The sequence below is a fragment of the Lentimicrobiaceae bacterium genome (assembly GCA_020636745.1).
Classification (GTDB): Bacteria; Bacteroidota; Bacteroidia; order Bacteroidales; family Lentimicrobiaceae; genus Lentimicrobium.
On record JACJXH010000002.1, the window covers coordinates 438,193 to 462,970 of the forward strand.

Annotated in this window: 24 protein-coding genes; 19 read left to right on the plus strand and 5 right to left on the minus strand. The window is 40.2% G+C overall.

Annotated features, from left to right (window positions below; translation table 11 throughout):
* The first annotated feature begins 119 nt into the window (after nt 1–119).
* From H6541_04415 to H6541_04430, 4 genes are all read left to right on the plus strand, one after another.
* On the plus strand, nt 120–956 hold the full coding sequence (locus H6541_04415) for an aldo/keto reductase (GenBank protein ID MCB9015016.1): 837 nt from the start codon (nt 120–122) through the stop codon (nt 954–956).
* Nucleotides 957–1,079: 123 nt separating this feature from the next.
* Nucleotides 1,080–1,919: a deoxyribose-phosphate aldolase gene (gene deoC, locus H6541_04420; protein MCB9015017.1), complete on the plus strand. Its 840-nt coding sequence runs from the start codon at nt 1,080–1,082 to the stop codon at nt 1,917–1,919.
* Nucleotides 1,920–2,168: 249 nt separating this feature from the next.
* A complete protein-coding gene (locus tag H6541_04425) occupies nt 2,169–2,951 on the plus strand; it encodes a TlpA family protein disulfide reductase (GenBank protein ID MCB9015018.1) in 783 nt (260 codons plus the stop codon).
* Between the two features lie 288 nt (nt 2,952–3,239).
* On the plus strand, nt 3,240–3,665 hold the full coding sequence (locus H6541_04430; GenBank protein ID MCB9015019.1) for a hypothetical protein: 426 nt from the start codon (nt 3,240–3,242) through the stop codon (nt 3,663–3,665).
* Nucleotides 3,666–3,723: 58 nt separating this feature from the next.
* On the opposite strand, the gene H6541_04435 is transcribed toward H6541_04430, so the two are convergent.
* The 3 genes from H6541_04435 to recQ all read right to left on the minus strand — a co-directional run bounded on the left by H6541_04435 (nt 3,724) and on the right by recQ (nt 7,334).
* Entirely contained in the window at nt 3,724–4,185 is a 462-nt protein-coding gene (locus tag H6541_04435) for a DUF4296 domain-containing protein (GenBank protein MCB9015020.1), read from the minus strand.
* Between the two features lie 2 nt (nt 4,186–4,187).
* Nucleotides 4,188–4,883, minus strand: coding sequence for an OmpH family outer membrane protein (locus H6541_04440; GenBank protein ID MCB9015021.1), 696 nt, complete (start codon nt 4,881–4,883; stop codon nt 4,188–4,190).
* A gap of 255 nt (nt 4,884–5,138) precedes the next feature.
* Nucleotides 5,139–7,334: a DNA helicase RecQ gene (recQ, locus tag H6541_04445; protein MCB9015022.1), complete on the minus strand. Its 2,196-nt coding sequence runs from the start codon at nt 7,332–7,334 to the stop codon at nt 5,139–5,141.
* 669 nt (nt 7,335–8,003) lie between these two features.
* Here recQ and H6541_04450 point away from each other — a divergent pair.
* The 4 genes from H6541_04450 to lptB are packed head-to-tail and all read left to right on the plus strand — an operon-like array spanning nt 8,004 to nt 12,652.
* Entirely contained in the window at nt 8,004–8,969 is a 966-nt protein-coding gene (locus tag H6541_04450) for a KpsF/GutQ family sugar-phosphate isomerase (GenBank protein MCB9015023.1), read from the plus strand.
* A gap of 25 nt (nt 8,970–8,994) precedes the next feature.
* The gene (locus H6541_04455) at nt 8,995–9,339 is read left to right on the plus strand and encodes a carboxymuconolactone decarboxylase family protein (protein ID MCB9015024.1); all 345 of its coding nucleotides are present in this window, start codon (nt 8,995–8,997) and stop codon (nt 9,337–9,339) included.
* A gap of 60 nt (nt 9,340–9,399) precedes the next feature.
* Entirely contained in the window at nt 9,400–11,889 is a 2,490-nt protein-coding gene (locus H6541_04460; GenBank protein MCB9015025.1) for a carboxypeptidase-like regulatory domain-containing protein, read from the plus strand.
* 37 nt (nt 11,890–11,926) lie between these two features.
* A complete protein-coding gene (gene lptB, locus H6541_04465) occupies nt 11,927–12,652 on the plus strand; it encodes an LPS export ABC transporter ATP-binding protein (protein MCB9015026.1) in 726 nt (241 codons plus the stop codon).
* A gap of 50 nt (nt 12,653–12,702) precedes the next feature.
* Here lptB and H6541_04470 read toward each other — a convergent pair whose 3' ends face one another.
* Together H6541_04470 and pssA are read right to left on the minus strand one after the other, a co-directional pair.
* A complete protein-coding gene (locus H6541_04470) occupies nt 12,703–14,073 on the minus strand; it encodes a beta-lactamase family protein (GenBank protein MCB9015027.1) in 1,371 nt (456 codons plus the stop codon).
* 85 nt (nt 14,074–14,158) lie between these two features.
* Nucleotides 14,159–14,881 (minus strand): CDP-diacylglycerol--serine O-phosphatidyltransferase, encoded by a 723-nt coding sequence (pssA, locus tag H6541_04475; GenBank protein ID MCB9015028.1) that lies wholly within the window; start codon nt 14,879–14,881, stop codon nt 14,159–14,161.
* Nucleotides 14,882–15,203: 322 nt separating this feature from the next.
* Here pssA and H6541_04480 point away from each other — a divergent pair, with 322 nt between their 5' ends.
* From H6541_04480 to H6541_04530, 11 genes are all read left to right on the plus strand, one after another.
* A complete protein-coding gene (locus H6541_04480) occupies nt 15,204–15,932 on the plus strand; it encodes a hypothetical protein (protein MCB9015029.1) in 729 nt (242 codons plus the stop codon).
* A gap of 11 nt (nt 15,933–15,943) precedes the next feature.
* Nucleotides 15,944–16,195, plus strand: coding sequence for a hypothetical protein (locus H6541_04485; GenBank protein ID MCB9015030.1), 252 nt, complete (start codon nt 15,944–15,946; stop codon nt 16,193–16,195).
* 180 nt (nt 16,196–16,375) lie between these two features.
* The gene (locus H6541_04490; GenBank protein MCB9015031.1) at nt 16,376–16,741 is read left to right on the plus strand and encodes a PadR family transcriptional regulator; all 366 of its coding nucleotides are present in this window, start codon (nt 16,376–16,378) and stop codon (nt 16,739–16,741) included.
* Nucleotides 16,738–18,291: a PspC domain-containing protein gene (locus tag H6541_04495; protein ID MCB9015032.1), complete on the plus strand. Its 1,554-nt coding sequence runs from the start codon at nt 16,738–16,740 to the stop codon at nt 18,289–18,291. Before H6541_04490 ends, H6541_04495 begins: the two co-directional genes overlap by 4 nt.
* Nucleotides 18,292–18,535: 244 nt before the next feature.
* The gene (locus tag H6541_04500) at nt 18,536–19,738 is read left to right on the plus strand and encodes an S-adenosylmethionine:tRNA ribosyltransferase-isomerase (GenBank protein ID MCB9015033.1); all 1,203 of its coding nucleotides are present in this window, start codon (nt 18,536–18,538) and stop codon (nt 19,736–19,738) included.
* Nucleotides 19,739–19,870: 132 nt separating this feature from the next.
* Nucleotides 19,871–20,410 (plus strand): hypothetical protein, encoded by a 540-nt coding sequence (locus H6541_04505; GenBank protein ID MCB9015034.1) that lies wholly within the window; start codon nt 19,871–19,873, stop codon nt 20,408–20,410.
* On the plus strand, nt 20,400–21,005 hold the full coding sequence (locus H6541_04510; protein MCB9015035.1) for a molybdenum cofactor guanylyltransferase: 606 nt from the start codon (nt 20,400–20,402) through the stop codon (nt 21,003–21,005). Before H6541_04505 ends, H6541_04510 begins: the two co-directional genes overlap by 11 nt.
* A 64-nt stretch (nt 21,006–21,069) precedes the next feature.
* Entirely contained in the window at nt 21,070–22,284 is a 1,215-nt protein-coding gene (locus tag H6541_04515) for a hypothetical protein (protein ID MCB9015036.1), read from the plus strand.
* 82 nt (nt 22,285–22,366) lie between these two features.
* A complete protein-coding gene (gene tatC, locus H6541_04520; GenBank protein MCB9015037.1) occupies nt 22,367–23,212 on the plus strand; it encodes a twin-arginine translocase subunit TatC in 846 nt (281 codons plus the stop codon).
* Between the two features lie 68 nt (nt 23,213–23,280).
* The gene (locus H6541_04525; protein ID MCB9015038.1) at nt 23,281–23,823 is read left to right on the plus strand and encodes a PspC domain-containing protein; all 543 of its coding nucleotides are present in this window, start codon (nt 23,281–23,283) and stop codon (nt 23,821–23,823) included.
* A gap of 17 nt (nt 23,824–23,840) precedes the next feature.
* A complete protein-coding gene (locus H6541_04530; GenBank protein ID MCB9015039.1) occupies nt 23,841–24,776 on the plus strand; it encodes a hypothetical protein in 936 nt (311 codons plus the stop codon).
* The last annotated feature ends 2 nt before the right edge of the window (nt 24,777–24,778 follow it).

The window sequence follows — 24,778 nt, forward strand, 5'->3', positions numbered from 1 at the left end:
GAGGAGGGGGCCGATTTGCCTGATATTGTTTTTTAAGCAATTTTGAATGTAACTTTGTTATTGCTTTATTTTAATCATTCGAAACCCGAATGAAGACTTTTTGATTAAATCTGTTAATAATGAAGTTTCCTTCAACAATTCATGCTTTTACCCTTAATAATGGAAATATTATTCCTGCTATAGGCCTTGGAGTGTACCAGATGCCCAATGGTGTTCTCACCCAGCGAGCTGTTGATTATGCTTTAAGAGTTGGTTACAGGCATATTGATACCGCTATGATTTATCGGAATGAAGAATCGGTAGGAAAGGCCATTGCTACGGGTTTTGTTCCCAGGGAGCAGATTTTTGTAACCACAAAGCTTTGGAATTCCGAACAAGGATATGATCAGGCCATTCGCGCGTGCAATGCAAGTTTAACCAGGCTTGGTTTGAAATATGTTGATTTGTTTCTAATACACTGGCCTGTTCATGGAAAAAGGAAAAACTCATGGCGTGCCCTTGAAACTCTCATGGGCGAAGGTAAATGCAGGTCAATCGGAGTGAGCAATTATATGGTTGGTCATTTACTTGAATTGCTTGATTTCTGCAAAATAGTTCCCGCTGTGAACCAAATTGAACTGCATCCATTTATCTATAATTCACGTATCCAAACCGTAGATCTTTGCAGACAGGCCGGGATTATTCCGGTTGCCTACAGCCCGCTTACCAAAGGAATAAAACTGCGCGATCCTTTATTATTGCGCATGGCAACTTCCTATGGAAAAACTGCAGCACAATTGTTATTGCGTTGGGCATTGCAACAGGGATTTGCTGTAATTCCCAAATCAGCTGTGACGTCGCGAATTGCTGATAATTTCAAAATATTTGATTTTGAGATTAGCAATAATGATATGGAATTACTCAATAGTCTTGATGAGAATCTGACAACAGGCTGGGATCCTTCGGAGGTGCTTTAAAAATCAGCGGTTGACTGCCTGGTGCTCTATGGGCCGGTTTTCTGATTCTTGTTATTTGGTTTTACATTTTCGCAATTTCACATATTGCTGATTATACTAACTTTGTCACAAATTTATATTGCCATGTCAAAATCCAGAACATTTTACCCTGCTCAGGTTTCCAAAGATATTGAAGCCATTTTAAACCAACCTTTTACTTCTTTTTCATCTGAAAAGGAAGCCATGCGTTTTGCGCTTGGAATACTTGATCTTACAACTCTTGAAGGTGCTGATAACATTGCAAAAGTAGATGCATTGTGTAAGAAAGCCCTGAGTTTTCAGGAGCTTGGTTTGTCAAATGTGGCTGCAATTTGTGTTTATCCGGTATTTGCACGCCAGGTTAAAGGTCTGCTTCATGGCTCAGGACTAAACACTGCTTGTGTGGCTGGCGCTTTTCCAGCCGGACAGTCTCCTCTTCATATTAAACTTGCCGAAATCAAATATGCTATTGATGAAGGTGCCGATGAAATTGACATGGTCATTTCAAGAGGAAAATTCCTGCAGGGCGATTATATTGAAGTTTTTGAAGAAGTACATGCCATTAAGGAGTTGTGCGGTCAGGTACATTTAAAAGTGATACTTGAAACCGGTGAGATTAACGATTTAAATAGAATATATGACGCATCAGTACTTGCAATGAAGGCAGGCGGGGATTTCATCAAAACATCAACAGGTAAGGTGAGCCCTGCTGCAACTCCTGAGGCTGCTTATATTATGCTTCAGGCCATAAAGGATTTTCACGAATCAACTGGTAAGTATGTCGGATTCAAGCCTGCCGGCGGCGTTTCTACTCCTGATCAGGCATTGGTTTATATTAAACTGGTCGAAAAAATCCTGGGTGCTGAATGGCTAAATAGTCATCTTTTCAGAATTGGAGCCAGCCGGCTTGCCGATAACCTGGTAAATGCTATTTTAAATGAGTAGCAGGCGATTTCAATTTTTACCTTTTTAATGAATGAATTAACCCGCGTAATGGCTTACCGGCAATGCATTTGTGATGGAAGTCCTTTTGTAAACAAGTGTTTTGTGAAGTAATGGTAATGTGCTCAGGCCTGACAGAAAATTACTCAGGCCTGCTTCATACCTATTTTATATCTAAATACTTGCATAAGTCGTCCGGCGGCAGTACTTTTACGGTTTCGATTGTTCTTTTGTTTTATCAAATCCGGAATTATGCGTTTCAATATTTTACTCTCTTTCTTATTACTTGCAGGCTTGGCCAACGCTCAGGTTGGTGTAGAAACTGCTCCCGATTTTACCGCCAAGGATATTGCCGGTAAACAGCACCATCTCTATGAATATCTGGATGCAGGAAGTTTTGTTGTCATTGATTTTTTTACAACGAATTGTGGACCTTGTCAAACCTATGCTTCACATGTAAGTGCATCTTATGAGTATTTTGGCTGTAATTCTGGTAATGTTGTTTTTTTGGGAATTAACTGGGGAAGCGATAATGAAGCGGTTGAAGCTTTTGATTTGTTGTGGGGCGCCTCTTACCCTTCCATCAGTGGGTTACAGGGCGGCGGAAATGCAGTCGTTGACTTGTTTCAGGTTCTTTCTTATCCCAGTGTTATTTTGATAGCTCCTGATCGTTCAATTTTAAACAATCACATATGGCCTCCTGAAACGGACTCTATAAATACACTGGTATTGAATGCCGGCGGCTTGCCCAATCCCTGTACAGTTGATGTCGAAAATCATATTTTACCATCCTCTGCAAACCTTCGTATTTTACAGTCGGGCTATGGAAATGTTCAGCTTGAAGTTAGTCAACTGTCAGGCCCTGGCGGTTTACTGCAGGTTTTTGGTTCCGATGGCCGCCTGGTGGCATCGTGGAATCTGAGCGGCAACGAACATAGCTTTCATCTTCCGGCGCTTAAACAGGGAATCTATTTTGCCAGGCTGACATACAAAGGGATAGTTGATGAAAGCTTAAAATTCCCGATAAGCTTCTGATTTCAATCCTTTTTGGTGCTTTGCTCAGGAATCCGGTCTTTCTGTTGTCCTTTTTTGCAGCCCGTTTCCTTTTTAATATGCTTTAATTACATACAGCAATTCTGTGTTATAGCGGGTTGTTTACGCGCAACTGTGTCGTTTTCAGTGTCCTTTTTGATGAACAATAATTTCAGGTAATTTCTTTTTTTTAGTGTAAAAAATTAAAAACCTGAAATGTTTCTACGGCATATAATTTGGTATACTTTTGTATAAGTTTTGTGCAATATCAATCAAGCGATAAAAGGTATTATGAAACGTTGGTCAATCAAACTCCCTCTTTTACTTATTTTTATTCTAACGGCTTTTGTGTCCTGTACAATTGATGATCCGGCTGAGCCTGATACGGGCGATATCCGCGATAAATTTTTGGGTACATGGCGGTTTAATGAAACACCGGCTGCCAGAAATGTTGACGCCAGCTATACGGTAACCATTTCTTATGATGAGAGTAACTCATCGCAGGTTATTCTGCGAAATTTTGCAAATGCTGGTGGAAATTTCAGTGCTTATGGAATTGTTACTTCAAGTAGAATTACCATTCCGGCTCAGGAAATGGCCCCTGGGTTTGAAGTTGAAGGCAGTGGTTTAATGACCAGTTCTACATCTATGAATTGGGAATATACTATAACTGCCGGAGGCGATGAGGAAAGTTTTACAGCACTTGCCACTAAGTAAATATTATTTACCATGATAAAATCAAAAGCCCTGCAATCGCGATTGCAGGGCTTTTGATTTATTTTTTCTTTATAACTGGCTTGGGCTGATTCGCTTTTACAACCGGCTCTTTTTTTGGCTGTAGCGTGTCAGGAGGTGCATCCTTCGGAAGATTGGCGATACTGTCTTTTCGCTGAGTCAGCAGAATTATAACTTCATCAACCATGGCTTCGTAATCCTCCAGGTCTTGTTGGTAAAGTTTAAGGTTCTCTTTAAATTGCTCAGGAGTAATCCGGTAGGATATATAAAGCGAGTCATAACTGATGGTCGCAATCTTCTTGATACTGTCACGGGAATTTCTGACCTGCTTCATTTTTAATGCAGCCTCAGTTATTTCCATATCGGCCATCAGACGAATCATTTGCTCTCTAGGAATAACTTCTGATTCCATAGTACTCCCTTTCTTTCCTGAGTTACATCCCTGAGAAAGAAAGATAAAGAAAGCAAGCAGCAATGATGAAAACTTTAAAATTCTTTTCACGGTTATTTTTTGGCAGCTGAATATTCATCATTTAAAAGCCGGAGCACATCGTTGGTAATGTCCAGTGAATCATTGGCTGTAAGAATGCTACCACCTTTGTTATATGAAAGAATGTAATCAAAATTCATTCTCTTGTTATATCTTTCCAAAAAATTGTTCAGACTATCAAGCAGCAACAGGTTTAAGTCATATTCCTGTTTTGACAGCTCGGCTGAATATTGTTCGCGCAAATCATATAACTTCTGCTGTTCAGCCATAAGCTGTCCGTATATTTCCTGAGCCGAAGCCTCTGATATTGCTTTTTTGTTTACCTGCTCCTGAAAATAAGCGGCATCTTTTTCAAATGCAGCCTGTTTTTTCTTTAATTCTGTTTCTAACCTGGTCGTTTTGGATTCCAGTTCACTTCTCATTGACTTCACAAGTTCATAGTGAGTAAGAATACTGTCGCTGTTAACATAAGCTACTGTAACCGAACCGCCTGAAGCCATTTTCTGCATTACGGCGTAATTTGGGGTATTGTTTTTTTCAGGGCTCAACACCAGAAAATAGAGGATTACCAGCCCAATAAACAGAACTGCATTTGCAATTGTGAGTATGGTATTGGTGTTTGATTTCTTGGGTACATCCATTACTGCGGGAGTTTGGTTTTCAATATTTTCTGCTGATTCCTGAATGGTGTTTGAGTTTTCTTCCTGCATAATACAAAGTATTTGATTTTGATTTTTGGCAAATTTAAGTGAAAAACCGATGATAGCCTAAAAAATGCTCAGCGTCAGGTAAAACACCAGGTGAAATGATTGTTTTGATGATCTGAAAACAGGGAGGAGCTTAAAAAAAAATCCGGCAAGATATTACCGGATTTAAAATTTTAGTTTTTCAAGGCTATGATATGCAAAAAACAAGAACACATCATAAAAAGTCATTCATTGTTTAATGCTTTGATATTCAATGGTCTAATTTCCAATATCAGACATGAATTTAATTCGCATCAGCCTTATTTCCTCTTCTGTAAATTCATCTTCGCCCAATTCCTCCAGCGCTTTCATGATTGAGTCGCTTTCAGCTTCACGGAAGTAATCGTAAATTTCTTCCTGATGATAAGGGTCAACATATTCATTTACATAATAGTTCAAATCGAGTTTGGTTCCTGCAGAAACAATTCGTTCCACTTCGGTAAGCAATTCGCTTATGGTCATGTTTTTAGCATGAGCCAAATCTTCAAGTGAAATTTTCCGATCGATATTCTGAATAATATAAACTTTAAGCCCCGATTTGTTGACAACTGATTTAACAACCATATCCATTGGTCGCATAATTTCGTTGTCTTCAACATAGGTTTTTATGAGTTCGATAAATGGCTTGCCATATTTCTGGGCTTTACCGGCTCCAACGCCGGTTATTTGCTTCATTTCATCAAGGGTTATGGGATATTGAATCGCCATATCTTCGAGTGAAGGGTCCTGAAAGATGACAAAAGGAGGGAGGTTTTCTTTGCGTGAAATTTCTTTGCGCAAATCTTTTAGCATTGTAAACAGCACTTTGTCGGCAGTACTTGTTTTTGCGCCTCCGGCAAAGAAATCTTCTTCTTCTGCATTTTCGTAATCATGATCGCGCGTCAGAAGTATCGAATAGGGTTTTTTAAGGAATTTGATTCCTTCGGGGGTTACTTTGAGAAGGCCGTAATTTTCGATATCTTTAACCAAAAGCCGCTCAATAAGCATTTGCCTGATAACCGCATTCCAGTATTTTTCATCGTGTTCAACGCCTTTGCCAAATACCTCGAGCTGGTTATGCTTGAACGATTTGTTGTTGGCCGAAACTTTTCCGGTGATAACACTGATGATATGTTTGGCTTTGAACAACTGTTTAACAGCCAGCACAGTTTCCAGCACAAGTTCAACGGCATCCTTCCCTTCAAATTTGGTTTTCGGGTGCAGGCAGTTGTCACAACTGCCACAGTTGTCTTCTTTATAAACTTCTCCGAAATAGTGAAGCAGTTGTTTGCGACGACAAACAGATGATTCAGCATAAGCTACGGTTTCGAGCAGCAACTGGCTGGCAATTTCCTGTTCGGCTACTGATTTATTTTTGTTAAATTTCTCGAGCTTCTGAATGTCATCATAGCTATAAAATGCAATGCAATTACCTTCTCCGTCGTCACGACCTGATCGTCCTGTTTCCTGATAATATCCTTCAAGGCTTTTGGGAATATCATGGTGTATGACATAACGAACATCGGGTTTATCGATTCCCATACCAAAGGCAATGGTTGCTACAATCACATCAATTTCTTCCATCAGGAATTTATCCTGATTCATTACACGGGTTGCTGAATCAAGTCCTGCATGATAGGGCAGGGCTTTAATGCCATTTACCTGAAGTGTTTCGGCGAGTTCTTCCACTTTTTTGCGGCTCAGACAGTAAACAATTCCAGATTTTCCGGGCTGTGATTTGATGTATTTGATGATGTCTTTGATGACTTCTTCGCCTTTGGGCCTTACTTCGTAATACAGATTTGACCTGTTAAACGAAGAAATGAATAAAGTGGCATCAAGCATATTCAGGTTTTTTTGAATATCCTGTTGCACTTTAGGGGTGGCGGTGGCTGTTAAGGCAATAATGGGAACACGCTTGCCAATTGACTCAATTATCGGGCGAAGCCGACGGTATTCAGGCCGGAAATCGTGGCCCCATTCTGATATACAATGGGCTTCGTCAATGGCAAAAAAGGAAATATTGATATCTTTCAGAAATTGTATGTTTTCATCCTTTGTCAAAGATTCAGGAGCAACATAAAGCAGTTTGGTTTTACCACTCAGCAAATCTTTTCTTACCTCAGTGATTTCAGCTTTTGAGAGCGAAGAATTCATGAAATGGGCAATGCCTTCATCAGCTCCAAAGTTTCTGATGGCATCAACCTGGTTTTTCATCAGGGCAATCAGGGGTGAAATAATAATGGCTGTACCAGGGCTGATGATGGCTGGCAGTTGATAACACATAGACTTGCCGCCACCTGTGGGCATAATTACAAATGTATCTTTCCCATCAAGCAAGTTTCGTATAATAGCTTCCTGGTTCCCTTTAAAGGAATCAAAACCAAATATTTTTTTGAGCAGTTCGTTTAGCGAGTAGTTTTCCACTTTCTTCATGTTAGTTTCATTTTATACTTGTTCGGTTCGGTGGGAAAAAACCATTCCGAATGATCCCTGAATATTTATTGTCGTTTACACAAATTTAATCAATTCAACTGAAAGTTTCATAAAAAATCAAAAAGCAAGAAAAAAAATCACTTTTGCTCCCCTTTTTTTTAACCAACCTGAATTGAAAATATCCGGGAATTTATTTTCAATTTTTCAAAAAGTCATTCGCCTTCGGCGGTTTTGCCTTAGGTCGCCACTTTTGATTTAAAAATCGTGAGTGATAGTGGCAGTGCCTTCCAATAGATAAAAAATGTACCTATTGCCCTTTGCAGAAACAATCAGGTGTTGAAATATTTTTGTTGCGATATCCCGGATCAAACATCAAAATTTCAACCTCTTTGCAAAAGGAGTGCAAATTTCTAAAAAAAAAGGATAAATACGCAACTTTCTTAAAATCTGTTTTTTTAGTAATTTTTTTTATGATTTTTTGGCTTCTACTACTGGTTTTTCCCTTGCCAATATTGATCAGGCAGCAGTTTTAATGTTGTATCTTTGCACGCCTGAACCAGATTTATTCTGTCAATATCAGGTGCTGAAAAGCACTGTATAAGAGTTGATAACAGTTAAGTTAAGGCCAATAATTCAGAAAACCGGGGTAATAATTTCAAAATCTCCTATATGAAAACAGCAGAAGACATTTATCAGATTGCAGTTAGAACTATTAGCGAGGAAGCATCGGCCATCGGGAATCTGAGCCATTATCTTACCGATGATTTTGTGGCATGTACTGAATTGATCCTGCATTCCAAAGGCAGGGTGATTGTAACCGGGATTGGCAAAAGCGCCAATATAGCAGCCAAAATTGTGAGTACCTTGAACAGTACTGGAACGCCATCCATATTTATGCATGCTGCAGATGCCATTCATGGCGACCTTGGTATGATAAGATCTGAAGATGTAATTATTTGTCTTTCGAAAAGTGGTGATACCCCCGAAATAAAAGTGTTGGTGCCTTTACTGAAGCTAATGGGCAATAAGTTGATTGGTTTGGTTGGAAACACCAACTCATATCTGGCACACAATGCCGACTATGTCATCAACTCCACAGTTGAAAGAGAGGCCTGCCCCAATAATCTTGCTCCAACCGCCAGCACTACTGCCCAGTTGGTGATGGGCGATGCCTTGGCTGTAGCTTTGCTTGAATGCAGGGGATTTACCCGCGAAGATTTTGCCCGGTATCATCCCGGTGGTGCTTTAGGTAAGAGACTTTACCTGCGCGTTTCAGATTTGTTTACAAATAATGAAAAGCCGGAAGTTCAGCTGAATGATGATATGAAATCCGTGATTCTTGAAATTTCGTCAAAAAGACTCGGTGCAACAGCAGTACTTGATGGTTCCCGATTAAAAGGTATTATTACCGATGGTGATATAAGACGGATGTTGCATCGCGAAAGCCCTGTGCATCAGCTCAAAGCAGCTGATATCATGACAAAGGACCCGTTAACCATTCAATCTGATATTTTGGTTGCCGACGCGCTGGATGTAATGAGAAAAAACAATATTACGCAAATACTTGTTCTTGATGGTGAGGAATATGTGGGGGTTATTCACCTGCACGATATACTCAAAGAAGGAATTATTTAGCCATTTTTCGAAAAATTAAGTTACTATGGGTGCAAAAGCTGATGAATTTAATGCTTACAGGGAAAAGATGAACGAGCGCCTGCTATCAGCAGAAAACAATAAAGTGCTTAAACGCATTTTTAATGTTGATACCAATGCTTATCTGGAAGGAGAAATGCCTGTTAAAACAAAAGAAATGCTGGGGCTGGTTGCCTCACTGGTTCTTCGCTGTGATGATTGTATTAAATATCACCTGATAAAATGTTATGAGAATAGCATGTCAGATGCCGAATTGTTTGAAGTACTTGGTATTGCCAATCTTGTCGGGGGAACGATTGTAATTCCACATACCCGCAGAGCTGTTGAATTCTGGGACGATCTGAAATCGTAAGAATCTTGTTCTGTCTAATTATTTTATTTTCAGGGTTTCAGACCCGAAAAAGTGCTGATGATGCATAGGGTTAAAATTCAGTCAATTTGTTTTTTATTTATTTTGTTTTCTCTTCTTGCTGGTTCTTCGGCATGGGGGCAAATTACAAAAGTTCGTGGAAAAGTTTCCGATGCTAAAACCGGCGAACCACTCCCATTTGTGAATGTTTTTTTTAAAGGAACTACCATAGGTACAACCACCGATTTGGAAGGCTTTTTTTCATTGGAAACAAGGGGTGCTACCGATACTTTGGTGTCTTCATCCATGGGGTATTTCCCTTTGAAAATGGCGATTATACGCAACAGGTACCAGGAAGTGAATTTTATGCTTGAGCCCGACCTGATCAGCCTGTCGGAAGTCGTTATTGTAGCCGGCGAAAATCCGGCAGAAATCCTGCTAAAAAAAGTAATCAAAAATAAGCCCGATAATAATCGGCAAAAGCTTGATTATTATCAATTTGAAGCGTATAACAAAATACAGTTTGATGCCAATAATCTTTCTGAAAAGTTTATGAACAGAAAGATTTTGAAGCCTTTCAAATTCATATTCGATTATGTTGATACTTCTTCTGTCAACGGCAAAGCTTACCTTCCTGTATTTCTGTCTGAATCACTTTCAGATATTTATTATCGTAAGAATCCAACCTCAACACGTGAAGTAATCAAAGCAACACGGGTATCAGGAATTCGCGACGAAAGTATTTCGAAACTACTAGGAGATATGGTTCAGCAGGTAAATATTTATGATAATTATATCACCCTGTTTCAAAAGAATTTTGTGAGCCCTATTTCCAGTCTGGGCCTGCTTTCATACAAGTATTATTTGGTCGACAGTACAAATATTGACGGCCATTGGTGTTATAAACTGGCTTTCAAACCCCGCAGAAAGCAGGAATACACTTTCGTTGGAAATATGTGGATTCACGATACCACCTTTGCTGTGCAGCAATTTGATATGCAAATAGTGGATGATGCAAATGTAAATTTTATCAATGCTTTGGTTTTGCAGCAACAATTTACACTGGTTGATCAAAAGTATTGGATGCTTTCAAAAGATAAATTGATAGTCGATTTTAATATTACCGAAAGAGATTCAACAAATAATCTCGGATTTTATGGTACCAAAACAACTACATATCGCGATTTTGTCATTAACCAGCCCAAAGACGATGCTGTATATAACACTCCGGTTACAGTAATGGTTGATGATGGCGCTATTGAACGATCTGATGACTTTTGGCAACATGCCCGCCACGAGCAGCTGTCAAAGCGTGAGAACATGGTTTATCAAATGGTGGATACCCTGAAAACATTGCCAATTTTTAATACATGGGTTGATATTATTCAAATGGTGGTCTCAGGCTATTATGTGAAAGGAAAGATGGAGTGGGGCCCTTATATGTCAACTTATAGTTATAATGCTCTTGAAGGACACCGCATAAGATTAAGTGGCAGAACCAGCAACGATTTTAGTACAAGGCTAATGCTCGATGGATACACAGCCTATGGGTTTAACGACCAGCAAATGAAGTATGGGGCGGGCTTCATGTATATGATTGACAAAAATCCGCGGCGGGTTTTAGGCGGATCATTGAAGTATGACGTTGAGCAACTTGGACAAAGTCAGAATGCATTTCGTGAAGATTATTTACTGGCAGCTCTGTTTCGAAGAAACCCGGCTGATAAACTCTCAATGGTGCATCAATACAATGGTTATTATGAGCATGAATGGTTTAACGGTCTGTCAAATACTTTATCGTTAACACAGCGCAGTATATGGAGCAATGGGAGAGTCCCATTTTCTTGGGGGTGTAATGAAGGCGACTGCCTGACACTGAGTGATGTTATTCGAACTACAGAGATCAACCTGAAAACCCGTTTTGCCTTTCATGAAAAATATATATCCGGTGAATTTGAGCGCGTAAGCCTGGGCGCACAATACCCCATTCTGGAATTGAGCTATACTTATGGATTCCCTGATTTGTTTGCCAGCGATTTTGAATTCCACCGACTCCAGTTTTCGATAAAGCACTGGTTTAATGTCATGACCTGGGGCTGGTCTAAATATTCCATTGAAGCCGGAAAAATATGGGGTAAATTACCTTATTCTCTGCTCAAAATTCACCCGGGAAATGAAACATACTGGTATGATGAATCTGCTTTTAATCTGATGAACTATTACGAGTTTGTGAGCGATCAGTATGTAAGCTTTTATTATACACACCATTTTGTCGGGTTCTTTTTCAACAAGGTGCCGCTATTGCGCAAGCTAAAATGGAGGGAAGTTGCACAGCTAAAGGGCGTTATAGGTAATGTATCTAAAGAAAACCTGAACTACTCAGCTTTGCCTGAAGGTACTTATACTACCGGAAAACCTTACTTTGAGGCCGGTTTGGGAGTCGAAAATATTTTCCGCATCATGCGGGTGGACGCCATCTGGAGACTTGGATATTATGACCATGCAAATATTTCAAAATTTGGTGTTATGGTATCCATGCAGTTTGATTTCTGAAAATTGACTAATTTTGACCCCTCCAAGCTAAAGACCAATGATCCTCAGAACTGAAAATCTTGTTAAAAAATATCATCAGCGAACGGTTGTTAATAATGTCAGCGTTCAGGTTGAACAAGGAGAGATTGTTGGTTTGCTGGGCCCTAATGGCGCGGGAAAAACCACCTCGTTTTATATGATAGTGGGCCTTATCAAACCTCTTACAGGAAATGTTTTTCTTGAAGACATTAATATAACTGAAATGCCTATGTATCGCAGAGCGCAACTGGGCATTGGTTATCTGGCGCAGGAAGCTTCAGTTTTCAGGCAGCTGAGTGTTGAGGATAATATTAAGGCTGTGCTTGAATTTACCAAATTAAGCAAAGCTGATCAACGCGACAGGCTTGAATCGCTGATAGCTGAATTTGGCCTTGGACATGTGCGCAAAAGCCGGGGAATACAACTTTCAGGAGGCGAACGCAGGCGGACTGAAATTGCCCGTGCATTAGCGGTTGATCCTAAATTTATTCTTCTTGATGAACCCTTTGCCGGGGTCGATCCAATTGCCGTTGAAGATATTCAGTCTATTGTTTTTAAGCTAAAAGAGAAGAATATCGGAATTCTGATTACCGATCATAATGTTCACGAAACGCTCAATATTACCGATCGTGCGTATCTCTTGTTTGAAGGTTCTGTCCTGAAATCGGGCTCGGCCGAAGAACTGGCCAATGATGAGCAGGTGAGAAATGTTTATCTGGGTAAAAACTTCGAACTCAGACGTTAACCTCTTCTTTTACAGGTAGCTTATCCTGTCGCATTTGATGAATGCAGAAATCAGGCTTCTTTTTTCAATGCTTCAGTACAGAATTCTTCCAGTTGTGAAGCTTTGTTTGTTTTACCAACTTTATGCAGGTATGCCGCTACTTCCATAATGGATCTGAAATTTACCCTGAGTTCAGGGTGTTCCTGCTGAAGCTCATCATAAAATTCATGTGCCGAAACAGCGCCTTCTTCCATTGCAAGCCGGGCTATTGTTTCTGTCGGATTATTATCTACAGACGGGCCTATAGTAGCCTCAATCAATCTTACCAGTTCGTGGTTGGTACGTATGCTGGTATTGTTCAATACTATTATGGTATTCTGTTGTTGAATATACCGGTGAAAGTTTGTTCTGGCTCCTTCCCATAATCCATTGTGATATATAACCTTACCTTCATTCAGCTCTCTGATTCTAAACCCAAATCCGTATGGAACAATTTTTCCTGAATTTGTTTCAGATTCACTAAATGCTTCTTCAAGAATTTCATGCTTGATGGGGAAATCGGTATAAAGAGCCCTGTCCCATTTAAACATATCGCCGGTAGTTGAACAAACACCTTTGTCGCCAACCGGCCCGTTGTTTCTGGTGTCAGCAATTCTAGCATAGCCGGAGCGTAATGCTCTGAACCCATCAATATGACGCTTTTGCATACTTGAATCTGCAGTGCTGAAAACATAAGTTGAACGCATGCCCAACGGACTGAATATTCTGCGTTGCAGGAATTCATTTAAACTTAAACCGGTTATGCGCTGCACAATGGTGGCCAGCATTACATATCCGGTGTTGGAATAATCATATCTGGAACCAGGTTTAAAAAAGACCGGAAGATTGTGGCTTGCCATAAGTTCTACCACGTCTTCGTTGTCGGGTGGCGTCTCCTTTTTCCAATAATTGTCTGTCAGGTACATATAATTGGGAAGACCTCCCATATGATGAAGCAAATGTTTGATCGTAATGTCTTTATATGGCAATTCAGGCAGGTATTTGGTAATCAAATCATCAAAACTGAGCCTGCCGTCTGATTTAAGCAGCATGATAGCTGCTGCCGTAAATTGTTTGCTTACCGACGCCAGCTGATAGATAGTTTCTGGTTTAGAAAAACTTTTTGTTATCGGATCTGCATATCCAACTGAACGTTCAAATATATTATGCCCATTCAGCGCAACAAGAATATTACCATTGAATCGGGTTCGGATTGAAAAATCGTTGATAAGCGAATCCAGACGAAAAATCTTATCAGCCGAAAGGATTTTGAAAATATCAAGAGACTCATTTTCAGTCAGAATCTCATTTTCATTGAAATTTGCACTGGATATGCGGCTGTCGTAGGCAGAAAAACCGGCAACAAAAAACAGGATAAATACGGCTCTAAGCAGAATTTTCATTAAAAAGTGTTCGTTTTGTCGTTGTAGAGTCAGTAGGCTCACAAAAGTATAATTATTTTATTACAGAGGTAAAATTCTTTAAATTTTATTTTCTGAATATGAGAGAAAGTAAAATGTAAAGTAGAATAATTGCAGGAATACCTGCCCATTGAAGTGTTAACAAACAGGCGACTGACAGAAGCAAAAAAACGTATCTGAGTTTGTTTTGAGCAAAGGAAAAACCATTGCTGAATTTCATGGCAAATAAGGGGATTTCCGAAACCAGTAAAAGGCATGATATAGGAATCAGCACAAGTTGAATCCATAAATTTCCTGCAATGACAGAGATTATACCGGCATCCTGCAAAGCATATTTTCCTGAAATAAGTGAGAGCGATATTATGAAAATAGCATTTGCTGGTGTGGGTAAGCCTAAAAATGAATCAGTTTGCCGGGTGTCAAGATTAAATTTGGCAAGTCGCAATGCTGAAAAAGCTGACACAAGAAAAGCCAGATATGGAATGATGGTATTTACCTGAGGTGAAATTGCTGACAGGGCTGCATTGTTTTTGAGCAAAATGTAAAGGAACACACCGGGTGCAAGTCCAAATGAAATCACATCGGCCAATGAGTCCAGTTCTTTCCCAATTTCGGATTTAACATGTAGAAGACGGGCTGCAAAACCATCAAAAAAATCAAATACAGCTGCCAGCCCAACCAATATGGCTGCTAAATGCAGGTTGCCATCAAGCGCCTGAACGATAGCAATTGAGCCCGAAATGAGATTGAATAATGTGATGGTATTGGGGATGTGCTGCCGTATTTTCATATAACTTTTATTCTTTCTGAACGTCACAATCAAAATTAGCAAATTTGCGGTGGTTGTTTTTAGTGCAATTGGTTTTCTTTTCAACTATACAATGTTAACAAGCCCTATAAGCTCAGAACCCAACAGTTTAGACGCACTCATAAACTTACACCTGCCAAAGAGGTAATTTTTACCGGAATTCAGTTTGAAAGCACAGCCCGCACCCGATTCCTTATTAATTCGCTTCTGTTTTAACAATTTACAGCTTTCGTTGTTATTGTTTTGTTTAAGTTGCTTGAAAACAGAACAGCCATTGTGTCATACTTTAAACACTTTCATTATTATGGAACATAAAGATTACATCGAGTCTCTGGGCTTTGTATTAAAAAAAGAGAAACTGACCAATCTGGCGTCAGATTATAAATTCAATGAACTGATACTTGAAGATCTTGACCCGTTCCCGGGCTTTTACGATCACTTTCATATCCCGATGAGTGAAACTGAGCAAAAACCACGTTCCATTTTTGCCATATTAAAAACCATGTCGCTCGATAATATGGATGACTTTATCAGGAAAACCATGAAAATTAAAATGGAAATCCCTGTTAAATTTGATGCGGTTATCGGACAGCTTGAGCTGCAAAATACGCAGGTGCCCTGTATCAGGATTTATATGGATGATTATGCAGCTTTGCCCGATTTGATTCAACTTTATAGCGCTCATGGAGTTGCATTTCTCCCATACAAAACCGTAAAACCATACAGTAGTCTGATTAATGTGAGGAAATACTTTTCAATTCAAGCAATTGCTCCTTTTATTTATAAGGATGTTGATATGGCTGATACTTATTATTTCCCGGTTGACAAATTTATGGATTGGTCAAAATTTGAAGCGCTGTCCATTGCAATTCGCAATAACTGGGAACACAAAGTATATGACGCCGCACAGGCCGGGATTTACTGCAAGTCAGGAGTGATTGAGCTCGTCCGTATCTACGACCGACAGGCAACTGTTGAACACCTGACTTATCTGAGAGAGCGTTATAACATTGAAATTGCCCGTTTGCGATAATTCTGCAAAAAATGATAACTGTTGAAGAATTTAACCTGATGTCGGTGCATGAACGCGTAACCAATGTTCTGGCACATGGTACCGAATTGCTTGAGCGTATTTATGTCTTTTATGTTGTTAAACTCTATGCGCTTGGAAACTTCTATGTTGAAATCTGGTATCATCAAACAACCAATAGAATTGACAGGGTGAATAGTGTGAAGCTTGACGATGTGCTGCACCTTTATGAAAGCCAGATAAATATTTCCGATTTATTTAGCTAACTTTATTTTTTACATACTGACAATACCCGGCAAGCCTTTTTTGCCGGGTATTTTTGTTTGGAACCTGCCCGAATTGAGGTATGGCAGCTTTTTTTTATGTGTTTCATGCATTATTTAGTACTAAGTATTGCATAGTACTGTTTATTGTATTACATTTGTCGCGTTGTTAAAAATCTGAAAATGGATAAAGCAGAATCAACCATAGCACAAATGCGTAAAGGAGTGCTCGAAATGTGTGTTCTTGCAGCAATCAGCAGTCGTGAAGCATATGCTTCGGATATTCTTGTAAGACTCAAGGATTCACATTTAATTGTAGTAGAGGGCACGCTTTACCCCATTCTTACACGGCTTAAGAATGATGGGTTTTTAAGTTACAGGTGGGAAGAATCTACATCAGGCCCTCCACGAAAGTATTACACCATTACGCCAGCCGGCTCTGATTTTCTTGTGGAATTGCGCTCAGGGTGGGAAGAGCTTAATACAGCAGTTACTCGCTTGTTTTCTAAAGATATTAATCAGGAATCTTCAAATACCGATACAAAATGAAAAAGAATTTCTCAGTGAACATAGGAAAAAGGCTTTTCAACATTGACGAGGATGCATATGAAAGTCTGAACAGCTATCTGGGTCGATTACGCAGTTATTTTTTGGCCGACGAAAGCCATGAGGAGATTCTGGCTGATATTGAAATGCGGATTGCCGAATTGCTAGAGCAAAAAGTGACTCAGCGTGGGCAGGGAATAGTAGTGTATGAGTTTGTGCAGGAAGTCATCAATGAAATGGGGGAACCTGGGCAGTTATCAGGTAATGGTGAGGAGCCTGTCCAATCATCTGCAGCAAAACCAACCGGAAAATTGTTCCGCGATCCGGTGAATCATAAAGTTGGTGGCGTAGCTTCCGGAATATCGGCGTTTTTTGGAATCAATCCTCTGTGGATTCGTTTGGGTTTTGTCCTTTCTACCTTATTATACGGAAGTGGCCCTGTGATTTATCTGATTTTATGGATAATACTGCCTGAGGCGCAAACAACTTCTGAGAAACTTGAGATGCAGCGTCAGATAATCAATGTTGGTACGCTGCGCCAGGAACTTGCCTCGGCAGGAGATGGAATAAAGAAAGGCAGCAGTTCAGTATTGGGCTTAATTGGTGAGTTTCTGCGCAATGCCTTTGAAATTGCTGCCAGATTAATTGGCTGGTTTTTTCAGCTATTCGGAAGGTTAGCCGGATTGCTCCTGCTGTTTTTTGTACTGATAGCTTTTATTGCACTTATCCCTGCATTTCTGGTGAGAGAGGATATGGAATTCGGTTCTTATAATTTCGATTCGGTTACGATGTATCAGGTTTTTCAGTGGGCGGTTCCTGCCACTTCTGACCAATGGCTTTTTTACCTTGCTTTTGTGCTGATAGTGGTTTCATTATCCGGGTTGCTCATTTACAGTGGGTTGCGCCTTTTGCTGAAATGGCCGCCATTGCGCTGGCAGGTTGTCATTGCTTTTGTTGTTATACTTTTTGCCGGAATCTTTACTTCAGGCGCTGCAATTTTCAGATACTCACGTTCAACGGATTACGCAGCTTCACAACGTGAAAATAGTCACTTTCCTATTAAAGGAAATTCGTTTCATATTCTTTCGGGCATGTGGGATGTGCAAAAGTTTAAAAATCCATTGAATGAAATTGACCAAAGCAAATTTGAATCAGGAGTGCTTGGAGAAATAAATCTTAGTTTCAGGCCTGCTCCGGGCGATAGCCTGGTGGTTTCTCTTATCAGAGACGCTTCATCAATGAACAAATCCAGGGCTGATGATTTTGCCTCCGCCATTGATTATAGTTTTCATGTAAACGATACTTCACTTCTTATCAATCCATACTTTGTTGTGCCCTTTAAGGATGGGATGCAATATCAGGAGCTAAGCATTATTGTGGGTATTCCGGTAAATAAGGAGGTGTTTATCGATAAGGAAATATGCTGGAAAGCAAGGTATAGCGATTTTTATAATTGTGATAATGACGGTGGAGTGTATCTGATGTCTTCTTATGGACTGATCAAAAAAACAATAGGTGAATCAGCGGCAGATACAACTGCTTATGCAAATTGATTACCGTTGCCTTTACCCTGAACGCACGTATGAAAATGTTTCATACGTGTTTTTTATAAATGTATGTTACAGAAAGTTCAGTTTTTCGGTGCAGCCCGATTTTATATTAATTTCGCAGCAGGTTTTCGAGTCTTCAGCAATATAGACTGTATGTTGCTGTTAACGTGTGATTTTGCGCATAATCTGGCTGAATCTGTAACAAAACCTCTTCATTAATCCTTTTTACTGCACCGCAATATTTTATATGAACATTCCTGCCATTGATATTTCAGATTACAATTATACGTTGCCGGATGAGTACATTGCCCGTTTCCCATTAGAAAAACGGGATCAGTCCAGGCTGCTTATTTCAGAGAACGATAAGCTTACAAGTGGAAATTTTAATCAATTGGCTGATTATATTCCGCAGGGAAGTTTATTTGTATTCAATAATACCAGAGTTATTAAAGCCCGTTTGGTTTTTTTTAAATCGGGAGGGGCACGTATTGAGGTTTTTTGTCTTCAACCCGAAGGGGCATATGGTCAAACAGGTCAGGCAACCTGGAAATGCTTTATTGGTAATGCCAAGCGCTGGAAATCAGGAGAGCTTTGCATGGAGATTGAAACCCCGGGTGGTCAAATTCAGTTAAAGGCCTTAAGAGGTGAAACTGCTGGTGATGCTCACCTGGTGCATTTTTCCTGGGATGATACAAGTTTGCCTTTTGAGCAAGTGCTCGAATTTGCCGGAAAGGTTCCACTGCCTCCCTATTTGAACCGTGAACCGGTTGAATCAGATGCTGAACGTTACCAAACCATTTTTGCTCAGTATAATGGTTCAGTTGCAGCGCCTACTGCCGGACTGCATTTTACGCCAGAGGTGCTCAAGAGTCTGGAGCAGAAAGCCTGTAGTTTCGATTATCTGACATTGCATGTTGGTGCCGGTACTTTCAAGCCGGTTTCTGCTGGCGATGCCCGCGAACATCAGATGCATGAAGAGGAAATCATTGTCGAAAAATCATTTTTACTCAGATTGCTGCAAAATCTCCAGGGTAATATAATTCCAGTGGGCACTACTTCAATGCGCTCACTCGAAAGTCTTTATTGGTTTGGTATTCAGTTGATAAACGGTGAGCAACCCGATGATAAGTTTTTTATCCGTCAATGGGAGCCTTATGAAACTGAGGTAATCACTCCTGCTTCAGAAGCTTTGCAAGCTATTATTGATTTTATGAACCTTCATAATTTTTCCACAATTAGTGGTTTCACAGGTATTATGATTGTTCCGGGTTATCAGTTCAGGATTTGCAACCTGCTTGTGACCAATTTCCATCAGCCACAAAGTACTTTGCTATTATTGGTAGCTGCTTTCGCAGGAGATAGCTGGAAAAAGACCTATGCTTATGCGCTGGAGCATCATTTCAGGTTCTTGAGCTATGGCGACAGTTGCTTGTTTTTCAGAAAAAATTAACAACCCGCTTCTATAAGCACGAGCTAAATGATCAATAAGGCAGTTCAGGTAATGTGAGCCGTTCAGCCTTTTGTTATATGTAATCAGTAGTACTTTGTTTTTCGATTGGTCAACATTGATTACTTTCGCTGTATGATTTTCTTTCTGACAGGACATAGTGGTTCAGGCAAAACTACACTCTTAACAGGATTGGCTGGTATTTTTGCTGAAAACGGAGTTTCAGCCGGTGGGTTTATTGCTCCCGGCACATGGCACAATGGAAAGAGATCGGGCTTTATTATTCATGATTTACGGGCAAACCAGAAATATTTGCTTGCCGAAACCAATGTAGATGGCCCTCTTGCTTTTGGCCGGTTTGTTTTCAAACCCGAAACGATTGACCGGGGGAATCAAATACTTATCTCTCAACTATCTGACTCTGCCATAGAGTTTATTTTTGTTGATGAGGTTGGCCCTTTTGAGCTGGCCGGGAATGGGTGGGCTCCGGCACTCAATCAGTTGGCTGAAGTTGAGGTTCATCAGCTTTGGGTGGTCAGGAGCGAACTTGTTGAAGCTGTTGCCAATCATTGGAAAATAATCCCTGCAGAGGTGTTTTTGGCTGATAAGGAATCTCCTGACAGTTTGTATTCTTCAATTAAACCAAGGTGTTTATTCCAGAAAAATGATAAATAAAAGTCAGATTACGGGCATTGTTTTGGCGGGAGGTAAAAGTACCCGCATGGGCACAGACAAGGGTCTGATGATTTTTCAGGGCAAACCACTGGTCATGTATTCTATTGATTTACTCAGCATGTTTTGTGGCAGAATTCTGATAAGCAGCAATAATCCTGAATATGCAAAATTCGGGTATGAAATTATTGCTGATGAATTGCCTGGTGCAGGTCCGATGGCGGGTATTGCTGCTTGTTTGTCAATAAGCTCAACTGAACTCAATCTGGTACTTTCCTGCGATATGCCCTTCTTAAACAGGGCTGTTATTGATAAAGTATTGACCTACTGCAATGAATTTTCTTTTGTTGTTCCGCTTGATAGCAATGAGCGGCCTGAGCCGCTTTGTGCTCTTTACAAAAAGAGCAGCTTTCCGGTTTTTAATCGTTTGCTTCAGCAAAAGTCTTTTCGTATGACCGGCCTTTTTCAATACGCTCCTGTTAAATTCATCCATCCAGAGGAGTATACTGTTCAATATAAGGAGGGGTGGTTTTCAAATTTTAATACAAAAGATGATTTGAAATTGCTATCAGAGGATGATATTGACCATAACAGATAACCCCAGCAGGGTTTTAAGTGCTTTGTTTGTTATATTTGCTTTTTAGTCTGGCTCAATTATTTAAATGAGATACGCATTACAAAACAATATTGATTCTGGCATTCTTACTGATAAACTTTGGATGAAAGCTGCCGTTGCCGGAGGCTTATGGGCTGCTTTCGAAATTATTATTGGCAGTTTCCTTCATAATTTACGCATCCCATTTGCCGGCAGTATTTTATCGGCTTTTGCTGTCATGCTGATGATAGCTTTCCATAGAATGTGGCCTGAAAAGGGCCTTATCTGGCGTGCAGGTCTTATTTGTGCCCTCATGAAATCCATTTCACCAAGTGCCCTCATCTTAGGGCCCATGATTGGCATTATGACAGAGGCCTTATTAATTGAGCTGGCAATCAGGACATTGGGAGGTAACAGGGTTGGCTATATTGTAGGTGGTGTAATGGGAGTCAGCAGCGCCCTTATCCATAAAGTGGTGAGTATTCTTATTCTTTATGGATCTGATATTGTAGAAGTTTACTTGAATATATATCGTTTTGCGGCCAAGCAGACAGGAATACCTGATGCCAATCCATGGATTTTAGTGATTATACTTGTGGTTACATATATTGCTGGTGGGGTGGCGGCGGCTATAACGGCCCTTATTATTCCGATCGGGAATGAAATGCCGCAGTTAGATATGCCTCAGGGAGATATGTCCCCGGGAAATACTCCTTTTACCTTATCTGCAAACCGTTACTCATTTCCCCTTTTATTGATTCATCTGGTATCCATTCCGGTATTAATTCTGGTGATTGTTAACACAACGCTTTTAACCGGAGTTTTATTGGTATCTGTTTGGGCTGTTTTGCTTTACCTGAAATATCCAGGTGCATACCGTCGTTTTCGCAAGCCCGTTTTATGGGCACAATTCCTGATTATTATTGTGATATCTGCTTTTTTTTGGGAGAAGAATTGTCAATATTTCATCTGTTTCAGTATTGAGGGTTTAGAAGCCGGGATTGCCATGACACTTAGAGCGGTTGTGGTCATTATGGCGTTTTCAGCATTCAGTATTGAGTTGCGAAACCCGGTTGTAAGGAGCTTTCTTGAGAATAAAGGCATGAGGAATCTCTATCTGGCCATGTCGGTTGCTTTTTCTGCGCTGCCTTTTATGGTGGCCCGTATTCCCGACGCGCGAAAGCTTATCAGACATCCGGCAGAGGCTATTGCCATGACCTTGAATAGTGCCAGATATTGGCTTCGACATGTTGATTCCTCAGAGGACAACCCACAATTGTAAAACTAAATCGAAAACTATTGCAGCCTGATCATCTGCACTTCGTTCAGATTAACTATTTTTGACCTGTTAATTGCAACCGTATATGCCCGAGGTGGTCACAAATAAAAAGAAAAACATTGCTCCTGAGCCTGAAGTCGAAATGTCATTTTGGGATCATCTTGATGCGCTCAGAGGGCACCTTTTCCGATCGGCTCTTGCCATAGTTATTATGGCCATCATTGCATTTTTAAACCGGGAATTTATTTTTGACAAGCTGATTCTTTCTCCTAAAGAACCTGAATTTATTACCAACCAGTTGCTTTGCCGTTTGGGGGCATGGGCTGGTATACCGTCACTTTGCCTGGGAAATCTTGATTTGAAAATTATCAACATCAATCTTTCGGGGCAATTTACAACTCATATGTATATCAGTATGTTTGCGGGGCTTATTGCTTCTGCACCTTATGTAATATGGGAAATATGGCGGTTTATAAAACCCGCACTTTATGAAAAGGAACGTCGTTATTCACACGGAGCAGTGTTGAGTATGTCGGTATTATTTATGATTGGCGTGCTTTTCAGTTACTTTCTTATAGTGCCGCTCACTTTAAGCTTTTTTGGCTCTTATCAGGTGAGCGAATCGGTGAGCAACCAGATTTCACTTGCCTCTTATATCAGTACAGTTGTTTCTGTTACATTTTCGATGGGTGTAGTGTTTGAGCTGCCTGTTTTTGTTTATTTTCTGACCAAAGTTGGGATTATTACTCCTGAATTTCTGAAGCGTAACCGTAAATATACACTGGTTATTTTGCTTACCATTGCTGCAATTATTACTCCTCCTGATATCATCAGCCAGATATTGGTTACGATTCCGCTTTATGGATTGTACGAATTGAGTATCCTGGTTTCGCAGCGCATTGCCCGAAGGGCTAAGATAGCTGCTGAATAAAATAATCTTTTTGTAACCTTTCATCGGGGAGTGCGTCAAACTTTCCGAACAATAACACTAAAATTATTATGGCTGATAACAGACTGTACCGCTCCGTTCACGGAAGGGTCATAGGTGGGGTGGCTGGCGGACTTGCCGATTTCTTCGGAATGGATCCCACGATTGTAAGACTTATATTTGTATTGCTTGCCGTATTTGGCGGTGGCGGAGTTTTACTTTATATCATTTTGTGGGTTGTAATTCCCGAAAAAAGCCTGGGAAGTCCTTACAGTAATTTTACTGCGCAACCAAATACTCCCCCGGCTTCAAATGCTGGTGTTGATACTGGCGTTGGCGAAACCTACGAAGGTTTTGATAAAGGAAGACCGGTTTATGCCAGTCAACAGGATTATGCGCCGAAACGGAAATTTGAAGGAAGTTTGATTGGAGGGCTTGTCCTGATTTTGATTGGCTCGTTCTTTCTTTTCGAAAGGTTTATCCCTAACATCAATTTTGGCGACTTCTGGCCTTTATTACTCGTTGTAGTTGGGGTGGTGCTCATCATCAATAATTTTCCCCGCAAGGAAAGCGGATTGAATGATGAAAATACTGAAGGTAATGGTAATGTTTAACATAAATCTTAGAAATCATGAGCTATCGTAAAATATTCTGGGGAGTCGTCCTGGTCATCATCGGAATCCTTTTTATTCTGAAAAATGTAGGACTTATCTTCTTCGATTGGGTCACCATATGGAGGCTCTGGCCTTTAATTCTAATACTTTGGGGTATCTCACTTATACCTGTTAAGGATTATTTGAAACTGATTTTTTCAGTTGTTTTTATCGGGCTGGCTGTACTTTTAGTTAGTCAGTATGATAAATCAGGTTATTATAGTTTCGGATGGGACAAAGAAAGGCATGGCCGCATGGATGACTATGATGATAAGTGGAGCGACAACTCAGCTGAACAGGATTTGTTTCAAACTTATGATTCAACTATTCAAAGGGTTGAGCTAAGCCTTGATGCGGCTGCCGGCGATTTTCGGTTGAATGAAACTGCCCCGGCTGACAAATTGCTCACTTTTACCAAAAAAGGAAACATTGGAAATTACAGCATGACATCTGATGATGATAGTACTTATAGAAAAATCAACCTGACTATCAATGATTCCCATGTGCGGTTTAAAAACAATGGCAACAGGGTGAAACTTAGCTTAAATACGAAACCAATATGGGATTTTGACTTTAGTATAGGTGCTGCCAGTATCAAATTCGACCTTTCTGATTATAAAGTTGGTAAAATGAATATTGATGGAGGAGCTTCTTCAATTGATATTAAGCTTGGCGACTTAAGCGAAAAAACCAATGTGGATATTTCTGCTGGGGCTTCTTCTATTAATTTGAATATTCCTGAGGGATCGGGCGCCGAACTCCGCACTGAAACTGTGCTCTCGAGCAGGAATTTTGAAGGATTTAAAAAAGTGGGCTCCGGACTCTTCAGAACTGACAATTTCGACACTGCCAGTAATAAGATATTTATTTCAATTGATGCCGGAGTATCAAGCCTAAGCATCAGAAGGTATTAATC